Raw genomic sequence first — 20,523 nt, forward strand, 5'->3', positions numbered from 1 at the left:
TATATTTAAACATGGCGATAGCTGATAAAAATCGCGCATCAGTCACTAGATTGTTGTTTCTCCACCCGCCGCAACGCCCGGTAGAGCGTGGAGCGGTGAACCTTGAGTACCTTGGCGGCCTGATCGACGGACTGCCCGTCCTCGTTGATCAAGCGGCGCGCCTCGTCGATCTGCTCACTGGACAGCGTGGGTTTTGCGCCGAATTTCACGCCGCGGGCTTTGGCAGCGTCGCGGCCGTCCTTGGTTCGTTCGAGAATCAGCGAGCGCTCGAACTCGACGATACCGGCGAAAACCGCCAGAACCGCCAGACCGTTTTCCGTGGTGGTGTCAGCCCAGGGCTCGGACAGGCTGCGAAGCCCCGCGCCACTGACGTGAATCCGCTCGGCGATCTCCAACAACTCTCGCGTGCTGCGTGCCAGGCGATCGAGCTTGGTCACGGTGAGCACGTCACCTGGGCCCAGCTCGGCGAGCAAGCGGGTCAGCTCGGGGCGGTTGCGCCAGTTGTTCTTGGTCTGCTCCGAAACGAGCCGGGTGCATCCCGCCAGCTCCAGCCCGAACAGCTGGCTGAGCAGGTTTGGCGTTTCACTGGCTCTCGCATAACCGAGGTAACGGGGTCCCGTTTCCTGGAGCGACTCTGATTCCGGCGCAACGCTCATCGGCGGGTAACTCCGGGCAAGGCCACATTGCACCGCATCGCGGCTGCCGAGATGACGCTGATAGATTTGTGTGGCGGCGATGAGGGAAGGTATCGAGGGAAGGATTGGCAAGAAAAGGCTGGAATCATGCTGCATTTACTCTGCGCTGGCGGCCCGACCTGCGCGAAACTGAACCTGCCTTGCCGCGATTGCGGTGGCACCCGTGAAATAACCTACACCAAGCTCTGCAGCGTGGAAACCCTGCGGCGTAGCGCTCGCAAGCGAACGCAGCGCCCTGTACCCCGCTGAAGATGTCACCAAGCGCCGAACCGCTGCCAGGCAAAACCCCTGACCCTCAACGAGAACGCCACCGCCCTTTACGGTAACGGCGGCGCACGGTCTGGCATTGCGCAATCAGGCAGTCAGACGGGTCAGCGCCTCACGGTACTTGTCGGCGGTCTTCTGCGCGACGTCGGCCGGTACTGCCGGCGCTGGCGGCTCCTTGTTCCAGCCGGTGGATTCCAACCAGTTGCGCACGAACTGCTTGTCGAAGCTCGGCGGGTTGGTGCCTTCGGCGTAGCTGTCGGCTGGCCAGAAGCGGCTGGAGTCGGGGGTCAGCACTTCGTCCATCAGGGTCAGGGTGCCGCTTTCGTCGAGGCCGAATTCGAACTTGGTGTCGGCGATGATGATGCCGCGGGTGGCTGCGTACTCGACTGCCGCGATGTACAGCGCGATGGAGGTGTCGCGCACCTTGGCGGCCAGCTCGGCACCGATGATCGCTTCGCACTGCTCGAAGCTGATGTTCTCGTCATGGTCGCCCACGGCGGCCTTGGTCGACGGGGTGAAGATCGGCTGTGGCAGCTTGGCGGCTTCCTTCAGACCGGCGGGGAGCTGGATACCGCATACGGTGCCGCTCTTCTGATACTCCTTCCAGCCCGAACCGACGATGTAACCGCGCACGATGGCCTCGACGGCAACCGGCTTGAGGCGCTTGGCGACCACGGCGCGGCCCTCGACCAGCGACAGCTCGGCGGCCGGCACCACGTCTTCGACGCGATCACCGGTGAAGTGGTTGGGCACCACATGGGCCAGCTTGTCGAACCAGAAGTTGGAGATGGCGGTAAGGATCTTGCCCTTCTCCGGAATTGGCTGCTCGAGGATCACGTCGAAAGCCGACAGGCGATCGGTTGCGACCATCAGCATGCGCTTGTCGTCGATCTCGTAGAGATCGCGGACTTTGCCCGAATAGATCTTTTTCAGGCTCAGGGAAGGTGTGGTCATATCGAGATTCCGCCTTGTCGCGTGAAAGTCGCGCCGCTCTTCGTCAAAGCTGACGACCGACGGCCGGGTAAGTAGCAACAGCGCCGAGGGCACCTCTAAAAACTACCTGCGTTGTCATCGCTGCGTTGAAAACAGGCTCGAGATGCTCATTTACAACTCGTGAACTGCGCTTTTTCGCCTGTTCTCGCCTTGCGCCGACTGCCTCGCCTAGGTTTTTAGAGGCCCCAGTTGGCCTGCCTGTGAAAACAAAAGGCGAAACCCCTGGAGGTTTCGCCTATCGCCAACCACTCGCCAAGAATCCTTAGCCGAGGTTTTCCTGAATCATGTCCAGCACGCGGCGTGCGACATCGGCCGGTGCGATGGTGTTGAGGTCTTTCTCGACCGTCACCTGCACGGTATCGCCAACGGCGGTCAGGCGGACCTGATAGCGCTCGGCGCGGGCTTCGATGTCGTCCTTGTTCTCCGAGCCGCCGAACAGACGGCTGAAGAAGCCAGGCTTCTCGTTGGCACGCTGCGGGCCTTCGGCCAGGTTGACGTAATAGACGCCCAGGGTACGGTTGATGTCGTCGACGCGCAGGTCAGCCATGCGCAGCGAGCGGCCAACGCCGGACCAGGCACGGTCGAAGTCGGTGCTCAGGTTCAGCACCGGGTTGCCATTGCCATCGGCGGAGAGGCTCACGCGGCTCGGTGCGTCGTAGTCACGACCGGCCAGCAGCGATACCGAACCGCCCTGCTCGACGCTGCGCGTCAGGCTGGCCTGCAGGTCGTCGAGCAGCGCGGCATCCAATGCCTTGTTGACGCTACGCTCGGTGAACGGCACATCGCTGGTGCTGCCGGCCGGACGCTGAGCGGTGACCACGAAGATTTCGCTGGTGTTGCGCTGTACGCCTGGCTCGAGGCGCACGTGCACGCGGGTCTCGGTGTTGCTGTCGAGGCCGGCGACACGACCGCCCAGGCGGCTCTGCATGCTGCTGGACAGCGCATCGAAGCGCTGCCAGTCGGTGCTGAATTCGCCGGTCTGTGGACGCTCGTCGACGATGCGGAAGCCGCCGTCCTCGAAGTACTGGCGGGCACCCGGCCAGACTTCAGCGGGAACGCGCTGAGCGACCAGCCAGCTGGAGTCGCCACTGTTCTGCAGGCTGAACTCGCTGACGCTCTCGCTAACGGCGAGTGCTTGCGGGCGCGGCACTTCGTACTCGCCCTCCACGTCGCTGTTGCGGATCTGATTCGGCACCGGCAGCAGCGGATCGAGACGCTTGGCCTCGACATCGGCAGGCAGTTGCATCGGTGCGGTCTGCCGCGCGGTCAGGTAATCGCTACCGCGATCGCGGAAGTAGCCATTTTCGCCCCAGATCCAGCCACAGCCACTGGTGCTGGTGATGATCAGAGCAAGTGCGGAAAGTCCGGCCAGTCGCTTCATGCGTCGTAATTCCTCGATTAGACCAATACACCGGACTGGCGCAGGGCCTGACGCAGCGGTTCGTGACAACGGGGGCTCAGCCAGGTCAGCGGCAAGCGAATGCCGTCGGCCATCATGCCCATTTCGTTCAGCGCCCATTTCACCGGAATCGGGTTGGCTTCGATGAACAGGTTCTTGTGCAGGGGCATCAGGCGGTCGTTGATCGCCCGTGCGATCGCCGCTTCACCGCGCATGGCCGCCGAACACATGTCGCTCATCGCCCGCGGGGCCACGTTGGCGGTCACGGAAATGTTGCCCTTGCCGCCCAGCAGCATCAGCTCGACCGCCGTGGCGTCGTCGCCGGAATAGAGCAGGAAGTTCGAGCTGACACGGTCGAGGATGTCACGGGCACGCTGCAGGTCGCCGGTGGCTTCCTTGATGCCGATGATGTTGTCGACGGCGGACAGGCGCTCGACGGTTTCCGGCAGCATGTCGCAGGCGGTACGCCCCGGCACGTTGTAGAGAATCTGCGGAATGGCCACGGCTTCGGCAATGTGGCGGAAGTGCAGGTACAGGCCTTCCTGGGTCGGCTTGTTGTAGTACGGCGTGACCAGCAGGCAGGCATCGGCGCCGGCGGTCTTGGCGTTCTGGGTCAGCTCGACCGCTTCGCGGGTGGAGTTGGCACCCGTGCCGGCGATCACCGGGATGCGCCCGGCGACCTGATCGACCACGCGGCGGATGACTTCGATGTGCTCGTTGACATCGAGGGTCGCCGACTCACCCGTGGTGCCGACCGCGACGATGGCGTTGGTGCCCTCTTGCAGGTGGAAATCCACCAGCTTGCTCAAGGCATCCCAATCGAGATTACCCTGTGCATCCATGGGCGTGGCCAGTGCCACCATACTGCCCGCAATCATGCAACCGCTCCTGCTGAAAAAGAGAGCCGTAATGGTACTGGCGCCACCAGCCTTGCACAAGCTAAGTAGCAGGTGGCGTGAACGACCGTCATTGCATGCCTCTGGCGCCGCGCTTCGCTTGCCGATAGCGGTATCTGGTCATTCCCCTGGCGGGCGCTTTTCGCTACCCTGCGAGTTTGTTTGGCACTGTCTATAGAGCCGAGCGTTCAACGTTTAGGAAGGCTGCATGTCCACCCCCCCAGTTCGCGAACAATTCCTCGTCATCAGTGCACTCGGCACCAACGCCATGGAGCTGACCAACGTACTGTGCCGAGCCAGCCATGAAAACCGCTGCGCGGTCGTCAGCACGCGCCTGAGCCGCCACGGCGAGTTCAGCGCGCTGGTGCTGCAGGTGTCTGGCAACTGGGATGCCCTGGCGCGCCTGGAAACGGGCCTGCCGGCACTCTCCAAGAAGCATGAGTTCACCGCCAACGTGATCCGTAGCGCAGCGTCGGAGGTCCGCCCCCAGGCGCTGCCCTACGTGGCCTACGTCAGCTCGGTGTACCGCCCGGACATCCTCAACGAGCTGTGCCAGTTCTTCATCGATCACCGCGTCGAACTGGAGGCCCTGACCTGCGACACCTATCAGGCGCCGCAGACCGGCGGCACCATGCTCAACGCCACGCTGACCGTCACCCTGCCAGCCGGCACCCAGATCAGTTGGCTGCGCGACCAGTTCCTGGATTTCGCCGACGCGCTGAATCTGGATGCGCTGATCGAACCCTGGCGCCCACAGAACCCATAAGGAGCCCTTCATGGCCATCGCTATCGACGCCCCTGTCCCCGACTTCAGCGCCCCCGCGACGGGCGGCGAGTTCAACCTGGCCGCCTACAAGGGCAAGCAGTTGGTGATCTACTTCTACCCGAAGGACAATACTCCGGGCTGCACCACCCAAGGCCAGGGCTTTCGGGATGGCCACGCGGCCTTCGCTGCGGCCAACACGGTCGTCGTCGGCGTGTCGCGCGACAGCCTGAAGACCCATGAGAACTTCAAGGCCAAGCAGGGCTTCGCCTTCGAACTGATTTCGGACAAGGACGAAAGCGTCTGCCAGCTGTTCGACGTGATCAAGCTGAAGAAGCTCTACGGCAAGGAGTACCTGGGCGTCGACCGCAGCACCTTCCTGATCGACAAGAACGGCGTACTGCGCCAGGAATGGCGAGGGGTCAAGGTGCCCGGCCATGTCGATGAGGTACTGGCCGCAGCCCAGGCCCTCAACAAAGCCTGATACATATGAAAAATGCCGCTCTCGAGCGGCATTTTTCATGGCGACCTCTTCACCCTGGCATCACGCCTTGCGCAGCCAGTAACGGAACACGTCACCCTCGGTTTCCTCACGCAGCAGCTCATGGCCAGCCAGCCGGGCGAAGGCCCGGAAATCGCGCTGCGACCCGGCATCCGTGGCCAACACCTTGAGCACCTCGCCACTGGCCAGGCCATTGAGCGCCATCTTGGCCTTGAGCAAAGGCAGCGGGCAATTCAAGCCACACGCATCCAGCTCGGCCTGATGCTCGCCCCGCCACACCGCTACATCCCCCATAACGCCCTCCGTTTTTCCAGGCCGACAGCATAACCCAAGGCCCGCCGACGCTGGTCAGGCAAGTGCCTCCCGGCTACAGTACGGCACTGATCCGACAAGAGCTCCATGCATGAATGTTTTGCGCCCTACCCTGCTGACGCTCGCCTGCCTGCTGGCACAACCGACGATGGCCAACGACCTGCCATCACTTGGCGATGCCAGCTCGTCGATGGTTTCTCCGCAACAGGAGTATCAACTGGGCCGGGCCTGGCTGAGCATCGTCCGCGGCCAGGTCAGCCAACTGTCGGATCCGCAGCTCAAGGACTTCGTCGAAAGCAGCGTCTACCGCCTGGCGGAAACCAGCCAGGTTCAGGACCGGCGCCTCGAGTTCGTCCTGCTCAACAGCCCGCAGATCAACGCCTTTGCAGCGCCAGGCGGGATCATCGGCGTCAACGGCGGGCTGTTCCTCTACGCGCAGACCGAAGGCGAATACGCCTCGGTACTGGCCCACGAACTGGCCCACTTGTCGCAGCGCCACTTCGCCCGCGGCCTGGAGGCCCAGCAACGCATGCAGTTGCCGGTCATGGCCGCGATGCTCGCTGGTATCGTCGCAGCGGCAGCGGGTGCCGGCGATGCCGGCATCGCCGCCATCGCCTCGACCCAGGCAGCAGCGATTCAGGAACAGCGGCGCTTCTCCCGGCAGAACGAACAGGAGGCCGACCGCATTGGTCTGGTCAACCTGGAAAAGGCCGGCTACGACCCCCGCTCGATGCCGAGCATGTTCGAACGCTTGATGCGTCAGTACCGCTACGACCGCATGCCACCCGAATTCCTGCTGACCCACCCGGTCTCCGAATCGCGTATCGCCGATACCCGCAACCGCGCCGAGCAGTACCAGGCCGGCGGCACCGAAGACAGCCTGCGCTACCAGCTGATGCGTGCCCGGGTGCAGCTGACCTATGAAGAAACCCCGGGCATCGCTGCCAAACGCTTCCGTGCCCAGCTCGATGAAAACCCGAACATGGACGCCGCCCGCTATGGCCTGACCATCGCCCTGATCAAGGGCAGCCAGTTCGACGAGGCACGCGACACCCTGGCGCCCCTGCTGCAGAAGGCACCGGACGACGTCACCTACAACCTGGCGCAGATCAGCCTGGACAGTGCAGCCAACCGCCTCGCCGCCGCCGATCAGCGCATCAAGCGTCTGCTCGACCTGTACCCTGGCAACTACCCGCTGAACCAGGCGCGCATCGACCTGCTGCTCAAGCAACGCAAAATTCCCGAGGCCGAGCAGGCCCTGAACGATCTGCTCAAGCGCCGCGTGAAGGATCCGGACGTCTGGTATCAGGTTGCGGAAGTGCGCGGCCTCAGCGGCAACACCATCGGCCTGCATCAGGCCCGGGCAGAGTTCTTCGCGCTGGTGGGGGATTTCAACCAGGCCATCGAGCAGCTCGACTTCGCCAAGCGCCGCGCCAGCAACAACTTCCAGCTGGCTTCACGCATCGACGCCCGCCAGAAAGAGCTGATCGAAGAGAAGCGCATGACCGAAGAGATGCTGCGCTGATGAACGAGCGCCAAGTCGGGGCCTGGTAGCTCCTGCAGCCGGCTCTCGCTTGGCGCTTTGCCCTTGCAGCGTGCCGCTGCTGTCAGGCATTGCCAGCGAGCTTCAGGCGTGCCGCCTGGGTGAAGTCGAGCATGCGCTTGAGCGGCTTGATCGCTCTGGGAATCAGCGCCGGATCGACGAACACCTCGTTACTGCCCTCACGCAGGCACTGCAAGGTGCGCTGCAGGGTGTTCATCGCCATCCACGGGCAGTTGGCACAACTGCGGCAGGCGGCGCCATTGCCGGCTGTCGGCGCCGCGACGAACTCCTTGTCGGGACACAGCTGCTGCATCTTGTAGAAGATGCCGCGATCGGTGGCGACGATGAAGGTCTTGTTCGGCATCCGCTGCGCGGCAGCGATCAGTTGGCTGGTCGAGCCAACCGCATCGGCCAGGTCGATCACCGCGGTCGGCGACTCAGGGTGCACCAGCACGGCCGCTTGCGGATACAGCGCCTTCATTTCTTCCAGCTGGCGGGCCTTGAACTCTTCGTGGACGATGCAGGCACCGTCCCAGAGCAGCATGTCGGCACCGGTCTTGTTCTGGATGAAACGCCCCAGATGCTGATCCGGCGCCCAGATGATGCTCTCGCCGTTGTCCATCAGGTGCTCGACGATCTCCACGGCGCAGCTGGACGTCACCACCCAGTCGGCCCGCGCCTTCACCGCTGCCGAGGTATTGGCGTAAACCACCACGGTGCGCTGCGGATGCTGATCGCAGAACGCGGCGAATTCGTCGACCGGGCAACCCAGATCCAGAGAACAGGTGGCTTCCAGCGTCGGCATCAGCACGCGCTTTTCAGGGTTGAGGATTTTCGCCGTCTCGCCCATGAACTTGACGCCGGCGACCAACACGGTCTGCGCCGAATGCTGATTGCCGAAGCGGGCCATCTCCAGCGAGTCGGACACGCAGCCACCGGTTTCTTCGGCAAGCGCCTGCAGCACCGGGTCGCAGTAGTAGTGGGCGACCAGAACGGCATTCTGGCGCTTCAGTTCTTTGCCAATTTCATCACGGTAGAACGCTTCCTGCTCCGCCGTCAGCGTCTCTGGCTGTTTGGCATCGAGATGAGCTTGGACAAGAAGTCGTTCGGCAATCTGCGTCATGTCGTCAGGCCCTATCGAGGTCTATGAGCACGGAACGTTGAGTATACCGCCAGACGCACCGGGCTGGCCGGAACAGGCAGAGGGGCGTCGCAGGTTGCACAGCCGCGGGCTGCGAACCTTGCGCGGGCGCGCATGTTAAGGGCTTTGTCGGACGATTTTCAATCGCCCGGACGACCTCGCATCGATCCACCGGTTGATCGCCAGGATAATCCGCCGCATCATCAGCATCAGGACAACGACTTGGCCGAGCGACAGCCGCCAGGCAGCAGGGCCGCAGGTGGCCAACCAGGTTCAGTCGCGCAGAGGCCGAATGCGACTTCTGCAAGAAGCACCGTTATCACCATTTTGGAAAACATCGACCACGCGCGCGCCCCGCGGTGGTCGTTCAGCGATTGAGGATGTCATGGCTTACGAAAGCATCGAATGGGACAAGCTGGGTTTCGATTACATCAAGACCGACCAGCGCTACCTGTCGCACTGGCGCGACGGTGAATGGGATCAGGGCAACCTGACCGAAGACAACGTACTGCACATCAGCGAGGGCTCCACGGCCCTGCATTATGGCCAGCAGTGCTTCGAAGGCCTCAAGGCCTACCGCTGCAAGGATGGCTCGATCAACCTGTTCCGCCCTGACCAGAACGCTCTGCGCATGCAGCGCAGCTGTGCGCGCCTGCTGATGCCGGCACCGTCGAACGAGCAATTCATCGAGGCCTGCAAGCAGGTGGTACGCGCCAACGAGCGCTTCATCCCGCCATACGGTTCCGGTGGCGCGCTGTATCTGCGCCCGTTCGTGATCGGCGTTGGCGACAACATCGGCGTACGCACCGCGCCGGAGTTCATCTTCTCGGTGTTCTGCATCCCGGTCGGCCCTTACTTCAAGGGCGGCATGAAGCCTAACAACTTCGTGATCTCCGGCTATGACCGCGCCGCCCCCCAGGGCACCGGCGCAGCCAAGGTCGGCGGCAACTACGCCGCCAGCCTGATGCCCGGCTCGCAGGCCAAGAAGAACAACTTCGCCGACTGCATTTACCTCGATCCGCAGACCCACACCAAGATCGAGGAAGTGGGCTCGGCGAACTTCTTCGCGATCACTCACAACGATGAATTCGTCACCCCGAAATCGCCATCGGTACTGCCAGGCATCACCCGCCTGTCGCTGATCGAACTGGCCCAGAGCCGCCTCGGCCTGAAGGTCATCGAAGGCGACGTATTCATCGACCGCCTGGGCGACTTCAAGGAAGCGGGCGCTTGCGGCACCGCTGCCGTGATCACCCCGATCGGCGGTATCGAGTACCAGGGCAAGCTGCACGTGTTCCACAGCGAGACCGAGGTCGGTCCGACCATCAGCCGCCTGTACAGCGAGCTGACCGGCGTGCAGTCCGGTGATGTCGAAGCACCGCAAGGCTGGATCGTCAAAGTCTGATGCGACGCGCTGGCGGGCCTTGACGGCTCGCCAGCACAGACTGACTGCCGGAAACGAAAAAAGCCCGGATCTTTTCAAGAGATCCGGGCTTTTTTCTGCGCCTTCACCTGGAAGGCTTGAGATGGTGGGTCGTGTAGGATTCGAACCTACGACCAATTGGTTAAAAGCCAACTGCTCTACCAACTGAGCTAACGACCCGTGGTGCGAGCGGTATGATACTGATTTAATTCAGGAATTCAACACCCACCGGAAAATAATTTACTGGTAACGGGTGGGATCGGGCACACCGGCGGCGGCGAAGCCGGCCGAGCGCAAACGGCAGCTGTCGCATTTACCACAGGCACGGCCGTCATCGTCGGCCAGATAGCAGGAAACGGTCAGACCGTAATCCACCCCCAGACGCGAACCCTCCTGGACAATTTCAGCCTTGCTCATCATCTGCAACGGCGCCTGGATACGGATGCCCTGCCCTTCCACGCCCATCCGGGTCGCCAGGTTGGCCACCCGCTCGAAGGCCTCGACGAACTCAGGCCGGCAATCGGGATAACCGGAGTAGTCCACCGCATTGACGCCGATGAAGATGTCCTGGGCTTCCAGCACCTCGGCCCAGCCGAGCGCCAGGGCCAGAAAAACGGTATTGCGTGCAGGCACATAGGTGACCGGAATACCCGTGGTCGGGCTCTGCGGCACATCGATGCTCGAGTCGGTCAACGCCGAGCCACCGATACCACCGAGGTTCATGCCGATCACCTTGTGTTCGACCACACCCAACTGCCGGGCGACCCGCTCGGCTGCCTGGAGCTCGGAACGGTGCCGCTGACCGTAGTCGAAGCTCATGCTGTAGCAGCTGTAGCCCTGCTCCCTGGCCATCGCCACCACGGTCGCGGAGTCGAGGCCACCGGATAGCAGGATGACCGCTTTCTTTTCACTCATGTCAGTGCCCCGGCTCATCGTTCCAAAGAATCTTGTGCAGCTGCAGTTGCATGCGCACTGGCAGATTGTCGGCGATCACCCATTCGGCCAGCTCACGCCCACTCACCTGCTGGTGGCTCGGCGAAAACAGCAGCTCGCCGGCACGCTCGGCCAGGCCGTACTGGATGATCTTGCTCACCGACCAGTCGTAGTCCTCACGCGAACAGATCACGAACTTGACCTGATCCCGCGGCTGCAGGTACTCGATATTCTCGTAGCGGTTGCGGGCCACCTCGGCCGAACCCGGCGTTTTCAGGTCGATGACCTTGCTGACCCGAATATCGACAGCGGAAACATCCAGCGCGCCACTGGTTTCCAGAGACACGTCGTAACCGGCGTCACACAGACGCTGGAGCAAGGGAATGCAGTTGGGCTGCGCGAGCGGTTCGCCACCGGTAACGCACACATAGCGCGGACGGTAACTCGCCACCTGCTCGAGGATGGCGTCCAGCGAGAGGATTTCCCCGCCACTGAAGGCGTAGGCGGTATCGCAGTATTGACAGCGCAGGGGGCAGCCGGTCAGGCGCACGAATACCGTCGGCAAGCCGGCAGTACGCGTTTCCCCCTGCAACGAGAAAAAGATCTCGGTAATGCGCAGGGTATCTTTCATAAGGGCCACGGGCGTGACGGCGAAACAGGCCATCCGCCTCCGTTGCGAAAAAGGACGGCGATTCTAAACGAAAAGCATGGCTGGCAGCCATTTTTGACGTCTGCTGGCGACGGCCTGCAGGTCAAGTGCCCGGTTTGCAGGCAAAAAAAACCCGCGACAGGCACGGGTTTCTTTCACAAGCCGAGGCTCACTGAATGCGCTGCAGATCACGCTGGGCCAGCTGGGCAGCCGACGTGCCCGGGTACTGCGCGATGACCTGCTGCAGAATGCCCTTGGCCTTGTCGTTGTTGCCCATGCGGATTTCCACATCGGCCAGCTTGAACAGCGAATCCGGCACCTTGGAGTGCTGCGGATAGGCCTGACTGACCTTGGCGAAGGCCTGACCCGCACCCTGCAGATCGCCCTTGGCGAGGTTCACCTCACCAAGCCAGTACTGGGCATTGCCCGCGTATTGACTGTTCGGATAACGACGCAGGAATGCTGCGAAGGCTTGGCTGGCCTTGTCGAAATCCTTGGCCTTGATCAGGTCGAAAGCTGCATCGTAGAACAGCTTTTCCTTGGCCGGGTCTGCCGGCTCGCCGGAGGCTTGTGCCTGCCCTGCATCACCCGCGGAAGCACCACCGGCACCATTGCTGGCACCCGTGGCTGGAGAATTCTGTGTGGCTGCAGCACCGGCTGCGGCACCACTACTCAGACGCTTATCAAGATCCTGGTATCGCTCCAGGCCTTCCTGCTTCATACGCTGAATATCGTTCTGCTGCTCTTCGAGCATGCCACGCAGTTGCGCGATTTCCTGCTGCATCTGCTGGAGCTGATTGAACAGCATGCCCTGCGCCGAAGACGGGGTTTCCACCCCACCTCCGGCGTAGGCGCCAGACGTGCCGTAACCGGCATTTGGATTACCACCACCGTTACCGGTACTGCCATCCTGTACGGGAACCTGAGCCCAGGCCGCAAGCGGCAGGCTCAGCGCCATTACGGTTACTACACGTCGGCACATTCGCATATCGAATTACTTACGCAGTTCGACGCGACGGTTCTGAGCCCAGGATTGCTCGTCGTTGCCGGTGGCAACAGGACGCTCTTCACCGTAGGAAACCAGTTCCAGCTGAGCTGGGGAAACGCCTTGCAGTACCAGGTAACGCTGAACGGCCTTGGCACGACGCTCGCCCAGAGCCATGTTGTATTCGCGGGTACCGCGCTCGTCAGCGTGGCCTTCCAGGACGACGCGAGCGCCATTGCCTTTCAGGTCTTTGGCATGAACGTCCAGAGCGCGCATGGCTTCCGGCTTCAGGTCAGAGCTGTCGTATTCGAAGTAGAAAGTGGTGATAGCGCGCAGAGCGGCTTCTTCACTCAGGCTGCCGTCGACGGCGCCGGTGTTTGCACCGTAGCCAGCGTTCGGGTCTACAGCGCCTTCGCCAGCGGTGTCACCGCCTTTGGAGGAACAGCCAACAGCCACGGCGAGAGCCAGGCTCAGTGCAGCAAATTTGCCAAATTTCAGCATTTCCATGTGTAACTCCTAATGAACCCCAGTGTGTTAAGCATACAAACAGGTGAAGCACCGCGCATCAGTTCAGGAAGGGGGACCAGGATGGCTCTCGAACTTCGCCTTGAGCGGTAGGTAGAGGGAGCCTAACGCGACCGTTAACGGACGCTAACATCAGGACTCCCCGCCCCTGCTGGCGGGTAGCGTAGATTAGCATGGTGCCATTGGGCGCAACAGTAGGCGACTCATCCAAACTTGTATCTGAAAGAATGCGCAGATTGCCACGCTCGAGGTCCTGTGCCGCTACCTTGAACACGGTGTAACCATCCTGGCGATGAATCATTACCAGGGTTTTCTCGTCGGCAGACAATTTAGGGTTGGCATTGTAGTTGCCGACGAAGGTCACTCGGTCGACCGCACCAGTATTGATGTTGGTCTTGTAAATCTGTGGTTTGCCGGAACGGTCGGAGGTGAAATAGATGGTCTGACCGTCCTTGCCCCAGAAGGGCTCGGTATCGATGGCGTAATGATTGGTGACACGGCGCAGGTTCTTCGAACCAATGTCCATGACATAGATTTCAGGGTTGCCGTCTTTCGACAGGGTGAACGCCAGCTTGCTGCCATCCGGCGACCAGGCAGGGGCGCCGTTGAGGCCTTCGAAGTTGGTGACCTGCTCGCGACGACCGGTATCGATGTGCTGCACGAAGATGCGCGGGCGCTTCTGCTCGAATGAGACATAGGCGATACGCTTGCCATCCGACGCGAACGACGGCGACAGGATCGGCTCACGGGATTGCAGCAGGGTCACTGCACGAGCACCGTCATAGTCCGAACGCTGCAGGGTGTAACGGGTGTTGTTGACACCGAAACGCTCTGCAGTGACATACAGCATGCGGGTGGAGAATGCACCCTTGACGCCGGTGAGCTTCTCGAACGACTGGTCGGCAATATGGTGAGCCATGTCGCGCAGTTGATCGGTGCTCCCCCCCACGTTGCCGGTCAGCACCTGCTGCTCGGTGGCCACGTTGAACAGGGCGAATTGAATCTGCAGACGTGCACCGTTGGGCACGATGTTGCCAACCAGCACGTATTGGGCGCCCAGCGCTTTCCAGTCACGGTAGATGACTTCGCTGCCCTGGGTCGGCAGGCTGATCATGTTCTGCCGCGGGATCGGCTCGAACACACCGGAGTTGCGCAGGTCGTTACCGACGATGGTGGCGATGTCTTCGGGCAGGACGTTGCCGCCTTGCCAGCCGAAAGGCACCACGGCGATCGGGGTGGCCCGATCGGTGCCGGTGCTGATCACCAGTGGATCAGCCGCCTGCACGGAACCGACCAGCATGGCCAGCCCCAGTACAATGATTCGCATCAGGGTATTCACAGACCTAAATCCTCCGGTTTGAAGACGGCACGTCGCTGCCGGTAACGCTGGTCGAACGTAGCCCGATCCAGTTGCTGCATCTCTACAATGCGACCTACGTTGCGCACTGCCTGTACTGCTGAGCTGTCGAACGGCGAGTCGCCGCTGGAACGGCTGACACTGGCATTGGTGATGGTGCCATCGGGCAACATCTCGATCAGCACTTCCACACTCATGCCATTACGCGCCGACGGCGGACGCCGCCACTGCTCGCTCACCAGCTTGACGATCAGATCATCGAGGCTACCCGCAACCTGATCGCCCTGTGTCTCGGCCAGCGCTTGCTGTCGCTCGGTGTCTTCGGACAGCAACTCGGCCAGAGCCGCCGCTTTCTTGTCCTCGACGGCCTTGCGCTCGGCTGCCTGGGCATTGGCCTTTTTCTTGGCATCTTCGGCAGCTTTCTTCTTCGCTGCATCGGCTGCCGCTTTCTTCTTGGCCTCTTCGGCTGCCTTTTTCTTGGCATCCTCAGCGGCTTTTTTCTTCGCTTCCGCTTCAGCGGCCTTCTTCTTGTCGGCCTCCAGCGCAGCTTTCGCCTTGGCGACGTCGGCCAGCTTCTTCTGCTCGGCGGCTTTCGCCGCGGAAGCATCGGCCTCAGCCTTTTTCGCCGCATCGGCCTTTCGAGTTTCCTCGACTTTCTTTTGTTCCGCTGCTTTCGCTGCCTGCTGCTTCTGCTCTTCGGCCTGCGCCTGCTTTTCCTGCTCGGCTTTCTTCTGCTCGAGCTGTTCGGTCTCGAACTGCGGCGCGGCGGTCTTCTTCGCCTCACCCGCAATCTTCTGATTGGTCTGGGTAGTGGCCTGGCTCTGCGACTTCAATTGATACAGGGTAGCCTGCACGATCGGTTTCGCTGGCGGCAGATCGGGCGCGAAGGCAAAACTGACGAACAGCATGCCGAACATCAGCACATGCAGGCCTACGGCCAGGATCACCGGCCAGAAAAGGCTTTCCGAAGGTGAGCGTTCACGCTGCTGCATCAGGGCGCCTCGGTAATCAGACCGACGTTACCCACGCCAGCCTGCTGCAAGCCACCCATGGCTGACATCACGGTGCCGTAATCGACCGACTTGTCGCCACGCACGAACACCTGCACCTTCTTACCCTGGCTACGAGTCTGATTGATGATCGCCGTGACGGCACGGGTCATCTCGTCGAGGGTCAGGGCGCGATCCTGCACGGTATCGGTATCCACCTCAGTGCCCATGTTCCAGTAGTAGGACTTGTCGGACTTGATGGAGATGGTCAGCACCTGTGAATCGTTGTCCTGAGGCAACACTTCACTGCTGACCTGCGGCAGGTCGACCTTGACCCCCTGGTTGAGCATCGGCGCCGTCACCATGAAGATGACCAGCAGCACCAACATCACATCGATGTAGGGCACTACGTTCATCTCGGCGACGGGCTTGCGTCTGTTGCGAATTCTGGCCATGGCTCTGAAAACCTATCTATTGATCGCCTGAGGCTTAGTCTTCACTACTGTGCACTTTGCGGTGCAGGATCGCCTGGAACTCATCGGCGAAGGTGTAGTAGCGCGAGATCAGCATTTCACCGCGGGCAGCGAAGCGGTTGTAGGCAATAACGGCGGGAATCGCAGCGAACAGGCCGATCGCCGTGGCGATCAGCGCCTCGGCGATGCCGGGCGCTACGGTCGCCAGGGTGGCCTGCTGCACCTGAGCCAGGCCACGGAAGGAGTTCATGATCCCCCAGACGGTACCGAACAGACCGATGTACGGGCTGGTGGAGCCGACGGTGGCGAGGAACGGCAGGCTCTGCTCGAGCTTCTCTTCCTCGCGGGAGATGGCAACGCGCATGGAGCGGGCAACGCCATCCATGACTGCATCCGGGTCCATGCCGGGCTGCTGACGCAGGCGGGAGAATTCCTTGAAACCGGCACGGAAGATCTGCTCCAGGCCCGAATCCGGATCCGGGTTGCTGCCTGCCTGACGATACAGTTTGGACAGGTCGATACCGGACCAGAAGCGCTCCTCGAAATTGTCCAGTGCACGCTTGGCGCCACGCAGCAGGTTGCTGCGTTGGAAAATCATGACCCACGAAGTGACCGAGGCGGCCACCAGGATCAACATCACCAACTGCACCACCAGGCTGGCGTTGCTGATCAGACTCCACATAGACATGTGGTCAACGGCGTTGGCTTCCACGCTTACTCTCCTGCAGTAGATGTACCGGTACCGACCTGCTCGGCGAAGGCTGTTCGCAGAGACGGAGGCATGGCCCGGGGTTTGAAATTGTCGGCGCCCACACAGGCCACCAGAAACTGCCCTTCGCAGAGCAGCGCGTTATCCGTCACTCGCCTCACCTGCTGACGAAAGCGCAGGCTGGCACGGTTCAATTCGGTTACTTCGGCACTCACCAGCACTTCGTCGTCCAGCCGCGCCGGCGCGTGATAGCGCGCCTCGCTGGAGTGCACGACGAACAACAGGCCCTCTCCCGCCAGCGTCGACTGGGCAAAACCCAGTTCGCGCAGCCGCTCGGTTCGAGCCCGCTCCATGAATTTGAGGTAGTTGACGTAATAGACGACACCACCGGCATCGGTGTCTTCGTAGTAAACACGACAGCGATGGGCGAACGGCTGACCAGCGTATTGCGCGCGCATACTCTAGTGCCAGCCTCGAGTCTTGCCAATCGGCCCGACAAGTATTTTTTTCATTGCCCATCTCCATCGCTGAACAGGTCAGGTGTCGGTCGCTCATCCATGCGTTTCGGCGTATTCAGGCCAAAGTGCAAATAAGCATGTCGCGTGACCACTCGCCCTCTCGGCGTACGCATGATGTAACCCTGCTGGATCAGATACGGCTCCAGTACATCCTCGATGGTGTGGCGCTCTTCACTGATCGCCGCTGCCAGGCTGTCGACCCCGACCGGCCCACCGTCGAACTTCTCGATCATGGTCAGCAGCAGGCGACGGTCCTGATGATCGAAGCCGCGCTCGTCCACATCCAACAGGTTCAAGGCCAGATCGGCGATCTGCCGGGTGATCTCGCCCTGCCCGCGCACTTCCGCGAAATCCCGCACGCGGCGCAACAGACGGTTGGCGATACGCGGCGTGCCACGAGCCCGGCGGGCGATCTCGAAGGCCCCCTCGGGCTCGATCGGCAATTCGAGAATGCCCGCCGCGCGCATGATGATGGTCGCCAGGTCCTCGGTGTTATAGAACTCGAGACGCTGCACGATACCGAAGCGGTCACGTAGCGGGTTGGTCAACATGCCCGCCCGAGTGGTCGCGCCGACCAGTGTGAAAGGCGGCAAATCGAGCTTGATCGAACGAGCGGCAGGCCCTTCGCCGATCATGATGTCGAGCTGGAAATCCTCCATCGCCGGGTACAGCACTTCTTCGACGATGGGCGAAAGACGGTGAATCTCGTCGATGAACAGCACATCGCCGGGTTCGAGGTTGGTCAGCAGCGCAGCCAGGTCGCCCGGGCGTTCGAGCACGGGGCCCGAGGTGCTCTTGATGGAGACGTTCATTTCCTGAGCGATGATATTCGCCAGGGTGGTCTTGCCCAGCCCCGGCGGACCGAAGATCAGCGTGTGATCGAGGGACTCCTTGCGGCCGCGGGCCGCCTGGATGAACAGCTCCATCTGCTCGCGCACCACAGGCTGACCGATGTATTCGGCCAACTTGAGCGGACGAATGGCACGATCGACCTGCTCTTCGCGGTCGCGACCACCTGCCGTGACCAGCCTGTCTGCTTCGAGCATCTACAGCATTCCCTTCAGCGCACGACGAATCATGTCTTCACTACTCAACCCATCTTCTTTGACCGCCGAAACGGCGCGACTGGCTTCCTGCGGTTTGTAGCCCAGGGAAATAAGCGCACTGACCGCATCATTCTCCGCGCTTGTGACTGCGCTACCCGCACGAGGTTCAACCACCAGGTTGGCCATGCCGGGCACGGTCTCCCAGGCCTTGAAGCGATCCTTGAGCTCGACCAGCAGGCGCTCGGCGGTTTTCTTGCCGACGCCGGGAATCTTCACCAGCGCGGCCGTATCCTGAGCCTGCACGCAGCGCACCAACTCATCCACTTCGAGGCCGGACATCAAGGCCAGGGCCAGCTTCGGGCCGACACCATTGAGGCGGATCAGCTCACGAAACAGCTCGCGCTCACGCTTCTCGAAAAAGCCGTACAGCAGGTGCGCATCTTCGCGCACCACCAGGTGGGTGTGCAGCGTCAGCGGCTCACCCACCGAGGGCAAACGGTACAACGTGGTCATGGGGACTTCCAGCTCATAGCCCAGACCATTCACATCCAGAATCAAATGTGGCGGCTGCTTTTCCGCCAGAGTGCCGCGTAAACGTCCGATCACCGGCGCATTCCTTTCAATTTAGAAAACGTGGGCCCTGTTGATGTCCCGTGCACCAGCTTGCTTTTGATGCAGCAGCGCCGACACACGGCACATCTTGACCAGGCACCTATAAACGAAGACGACCGCCGCGCCGCTTGGCGCTGGCCAACCCATGGGGAATGAGACTCTGCCGATGATGAGCATGACACAGGGCGATGCCCAAGGCGTCCGAGGCATCGATCTGCGGCTTCTGCACCAGTTTGAGCAGGTGCATGACCATCATCTGCACCTGTTGCTTGTCGGCGGCGCCCGTTCCTACCACTGCCTGTTTGACCTGGGTCGCGGTGTACTCGCTGATTTCCAGGCCGGCTTCCATGGCGGCGACGATGGCGGCGCCACGGGCCTGGCCAAGCTTCAGTGCAGAATCCGCATTGCGCGCCATGAATACCTGCTCGATCCCCATGGTCACCGGCCCGAAGGTGCGAATCACCTCGCTGACGCCGCGAAACACGATCTGCAGGCGCTCGGGCAGCGGTCCGTTGCCCGTTCGAATGCAGCCTGACGCTACGTATTCGCAAGTGCGCCCCGTATCGCGTATCACGCCGTAACCGGTAATGCGGGAACCGGGGTCGATTCCCAGAATCAGCGTCATGCCTTTCATCCACCAGTGGCATCGGCTGCCACACTGTCTATTTATCCAGGCGCGAGTATAGGGTCGTCGATAGCTTGCCGTCATCCACAGGATCCACAGCCCGTCGGACATAAATGCCTGAAAGCACCGTTTTGCCAGCTCGCTCGCGGGGATCGATCACCGATTCGTATACCGGTGATCGCGCCCGCACCGCGAACCCGAGGCCTCAGCACCCCGCGCGTGCCACTCGCAGCCGGCTTGCCGTTGACCATTCGCCACGCTACCCTTCCCACGTCGCTGCAAAATCAGCGAACGGGTTTGGCGACCCGATCTACCGAATGGCGCATGTGCGCCCCATGACCATTGCTGGCGCATTTTTTGTGCCCGCTTTGTCGCTCTATGGTGGCCGTGCGTGGGAGACCTTCGGGTCTGCCGGCGTCCATTCGGGCCGGTTCGCCAACCTGCGCACGGCTGCCACCCATATCGTTTGGCGACGGTTCGTGGCAGCTCCTATATACCGAATGGAGCCTTGCCCAATGAAGCATTCGCACGCCTTGAATCTTTCCAGTGATGAGAAAGGAGGCCGGCACCATGACTGACCTCATGCCACTGTCCAGCAATCCAGGCAGCGCACCCGTGCTGCTGATCGATACCAGCCGCTCCTATATCGACCTGCAGGAAAGCGCGGAGCAACGCCTCAGCGCGGTGCGCGGCCTGTTGCAGAGCCTGGCGCTGATGACCATCACACTGGCAGACGCCAATGACCTGCGCTATCTGAGCGAAGCCGCGTACCTGCTTACCGAGGATGCCTACGACCTGGCCAAAGCCGCTCACCATGCCGCGCTGCGCGAAGCGAGTCAGCGCTAGGCATCAGGCACCATCGACCCTGCCCACCTCGGGCTGCGCCTTTCACCTGGAACCTTCGCGTCGCGGCCGAGATCGATTCGCTGGCAAGCCAGCTCCTACAATTCTGAGCCTTTGCGCGGCAGATGGATTGTGCAGACTTCGTCGTAGGAGCCCGCTTGCGGGCGATTGCGGTTACGACATTCACGCAGATGTATCGCAGCCGAAATCGATTCGCTGGCAAGCCAGCTCCTACAATTTTGGTCCTCTGCGCGGCAGATGGATTGGGTAGACACCTGTCGTAGGAGCCCGCTTGCGGGCGATTGCGGTTACGACATTCACGCAG

The 20,523-nt window shown here is 61.6% G+C and carries 22 protein-coding genes, 1 tRNA gene and 1 pseudogene; 5 read left to right on the forward strand and 19 right to left on the reverse strand.

What is annotated here, in order from left to right; translation table 11 throughout:
• Positions 1 to 38 precede the first annotated feature (38 nt).
• The 4 genes from ACT9T4_RS21645 to dapA form a co-directional block, all read right to left on the reverse strand.
• Entirely contained in the window at positions 39 to 656 is a 618-nt protein-coding gene (locus ACT9T4_RS21645; RefSeq protein ID WP_042553151.1) for a recombinase family protein, read from the reverse strand.
• 393 nt (positions 657 to 1,049) lie between these two features.
• Positions 1,050 to 1,916: a phosphoribosylaminoimidazolesuccinocarboxamide synthase gene (locus tag ACT9T4_RS21650; RefSeq protein WP_499118872.1), complete on the reverse strand. Its 867-nt coding sequence runs from the start codon at positions 1,914 to 1,916 to the stop codon at positions 1,050 to 1,052.
• A gap of 301 nt (positions 1,917 to 2,217) precedes the next feature.
• Complete coding sequence (gene bamC, locus ACT9T4_RS21655; protein ID WP_042553153.1) at positions 2,218 to 3,336, reverse strand: NlpB/DapX family lipoprotein; 1,119 nt, start codon at positions 3,334 to 3,336, stop codon at positions 2,218 to 2,220.
• 17 nt (positions 3,337 to 3,353) lie between these two features.
• On the reverse strand, positions 3,354 to 4,232 hold the full coding sequence (gene dapA, locus ACT9T4_RS21660; RefSeq protein WP_042553154.1) for a 4-hydroxy-tetrahydrodipicolinate synthase: 879 nt from the start codon (positions 4,230 to 4,232) through the stop codon (positions 3,354 to 3,356).
• A gap of 226 nt (positions 4,233 to 4,458) precedes the next feature.
• On the opposite strand from dapA, the gene ACT9T4_RS21665 reads away from it, so the two are divergent.
• On the forward strand, positions 4,459 to 5,016 hold the full coding sequence (locus ACT9T4_RS21665; protein ID WP_042553155.1) for a glycine cleavage system transcriptional repressor: 558 nt from the start codon (positions 4,459 to 4,461) through the stop codon (positions 5,014 to 5,016).
• A 10-nt stretch (positions 5,017 to 5,026) separates the two neighbouring features.
• Positions 5,027 to 5,497: a peroxiredoxin gene (locus ACT9T4_RS21670; protein WP_042553156.1), complete on the forward strand. Its 471-nt coding sequence runs from the start codon at positions 5,027 to 5,029 to the stop codon at positions 5,495 to 5,497.
• 60 nt (positions 5,498 to 5,557) lie between these two features.
• Here ACT9T4_RS21670 and ACT9T4_RS21675 read toward each other — a convergent pair whose 3' ends face one another.
• A complete protein-coding gene (locus ACT9T4_RS21675; RefSeq protein ID WP_179538717.1) occupies positions 5,558 to 5,809 on the reverse strand; it encodes a sulfurtransferase TusA family protein in 252 nt (83 codons plus the stop codon).
• A gap of 109 nt (positions 5,810 to 5,918) precedes the next feature.
• On the opposite strand from ACT9T4_RS21675, the gene ACT9T4_RS21680 reads away from it, so the two are divergent.
• Positions 5,919 to 7,352, forward strand: a complete 1,434-nt coding sequence (locus tag ACT9T4_RS21680) for a M48 family metalloprotease (RefSeq protein WP_042553158.1) — start codon at positions 5,919 to 5,921, stop codon at positions 7,350 to 7,352.
• Positions 7,353 to 7,434: 82 nt separating this feature from the next.
• Here the strand turns inward: ACT9T4_RS21680 and nadA are convergent, their stop codons facing one another.
• Positions 7,435 to 8,493, reverse strand: coding sequence for a quinolinate synthase NadA (nadA, locus tag ACT9T4_RS21685; protein WP_042553159.1), 1,059 nt, complete (start codon positions 8,491 to 8,493; stop codon positions 7,435 to 7,437).
• 403 nt (positions 8,494 to 8,896) lie between these two features.
• On the opposite strand from nadA, the gene ACT9T4_RS21690 reads away from it, so the two are divergent.
• Positions 8,897 to 9,916 (forward strand): branched-chain amino acid aminotransferase, encoded by a 1,020-nt coding sequence (locus ACT9T4_RS21690; RefSeq protein ID WP_042553160.1) that lies wholly within the window; start codon positions 8,897 to 8,899, stop codon positions 9,914 to 9,916.
• Between the two features lie 122 nt (positions 9,917 to 10,038).
• Here ACT9T4_RS21690 and ACT9T4_RS21695 read toward each other — a convergent pair.
• From ACT9T4_RS21695 to ruvC, 13 genes and pseudogenes are all read right to left on the reverse strand, one after another.
• Positions 10,039 to 10,114, reverse strand: a tRNA-Lys gene (locus ACT9T4_RS21695).
• Between the two features lie 60 nt (positions 10,115 to 10,174).
• Positions 10,175 to 10,849, reverse strand: a complete 675-nt coding sequence (queC, locus tag ACT9T4_RS21700; protein ID WP_179538718.1) for a 7-cyano-7-deazaguanine synthase QueC — start codon at positions 10,847 to 10,849, stop codon at positions 10,175 to 10,177.
• A gap of 1 nt (position 10,850) precedes the next feature.
• Positions 10,851 to 11,498, reverse strand: a complete 648-nt coding sequence (queE, locus tag ACT9T4_RS21705; RefSeq protein WP_042553178.1) for a 7-carboxy-7-deazaguanine synthase QueE — start codon at positions 11,496 to 11,498, stop codon at positions 10,851 to 10,853.
• 187 nt (positions 11,499 to 11,685) lie between these two features.
• Positions 11,686 to 12,504: a tol-pal system protein YbgF gene (gene ybgF, locus ACT9T4_RS21710; protein WP_499118877.1), complete on the reverse strand. Its 819-nt coding sequence runs from the start codon at positions 12,502 to 12,504 to the stop codon at positions 11,686 to 11,688.
• Positions 12,505 to 12,510: 6 nt separating this feature from the next.
• Positions 12,511 to 13,008 (reverse strand): peptidoglycan-associated lipoprotein Pal, encoded by a 498-nt coding sequence (gene pal, locus ACT9T4_RS21715; RefSeq protein ID WP_042553163.1) that lies wholly within the window; start codon positions 13,006 to 13,008, stop codon positions 12,511 to 12,513.
• Between the two features lie 58 nt (positions 13,009 to 13,066).
• Positions 13,067 to 14,365, reverse strand: coding sequence for a Tol-Pal system beta propeller repeat protein TolB (gene tolB, locus ACT9T4_RS21720; protein WP_179538720.1), 1,299 nt, complete (start codon positions 14,363 to 14,365; stop codon positions 13,067 to 13,069).
• Entirely contained in the window at positions 14,362 to 15,378 is a 1,017-nt protein-coding gene (tolA, locus tag ACT9T4_RS21725; protein ID WP_156152679.1) for a cell envelope integrity protein TolA, read from the reverse strand. Before tolA ends, tolB begins: the two co-directional genes overlap by 4 nt.
• Positions 15,375 to 15,827, reverse strand: coding sequence for a protein TolR (gene tolR / locus ACT9T4_RS21730; protein WP_042553166.1), 453 nt, complete (start codon positions 15,825 to 15,827; stop codon positions 15,375 to 15,377). Before tolR ends, tolA begins: the two co-directional genes overlap by 4 nt.
• Positions 15,828 to 15,861: 34 nt before the next feature.
• Positions 15,862 to 16,557 carry a protein TolQ gene (gene tolQ / locus ACT9T4_RS21735; protein ID WP_042553167.1) on the reverse strand — a complete coding sequence of 232 codons (696 nt, stop codon included), beginning with the start codon at positions 16,555 to 16,557 and terminating at the stop codon, positions 15,862 to 15,864.
• Positions 16,538 to 17,012, reverse strand: a pseudogene (ybgC, locus tag ACT9T4_RS21740) (tol-pal system-associated acyl-CoA thioesterase). The gene tolQ and the pseudogene ybgC overlap by 20 nt, the downstream one beginning before the upstream one ends.
• Positions 17,013 to 17,062: 50 nt before the next feature.
• Positions 17,063 to 18,118, reverse strand: a complete 1,056-nt coding sequence (gene ruvB / locus ACT9T4_RS21745) for a Holliday junction branch migration DNA helicase RuvB (RefSeq protein ID WP_042553169.1) — start codon at positions 18,116 to 18,118, stop codon at positions 17,063 to 17,065.
• Positions 18,119 to 18,724, reverse strand: coding sequence for a Holliday junction branch migration protein RuvA (gene ruvA, locus ACT9T4_RS21750; protein ID WP_042553170.1), 606 nt, complete (start codon positions 18,722 to 18,724; stop codon positions 18,119 to 18,121).
• A gap of 106 nt (positions 18,725 to 18,830) precedes the next feature.
• On the reverse strand, positions 18,831 to 19,355 hold the full coding sequence (ruvC, locus tag ACT9T4_RS21755) for a crossover junction endodeoxyribonuclease RuvC (protein ID WP_042553179.1): 525 nt from the start codon (positions 19,353 to 19,355) through the stop codon (positions 18,831 to 18,833).
• Between the two features lie 570 nt (positions 19,356 to 19,925).
• On the opposite strand from ruvC, the gene ACT9T4_RS21760 reads away from it, so the two are divergent.
• Positions 19,926 to 20,201, forward strand: a complete 276-nt coding sequence (locus ACT9T4_RS21760; protein ID WP_179538721.1) for a hypothetical protein — start codon at positions 19,926 to 19,928, stop codon at positions 20,199 to 20,201.
• Positions 20,202 to 20,523: the final 322 nt, after the last annotated feature.

The organism is Pseudomonas sp. SZ40, assembly GCF_052958135.1.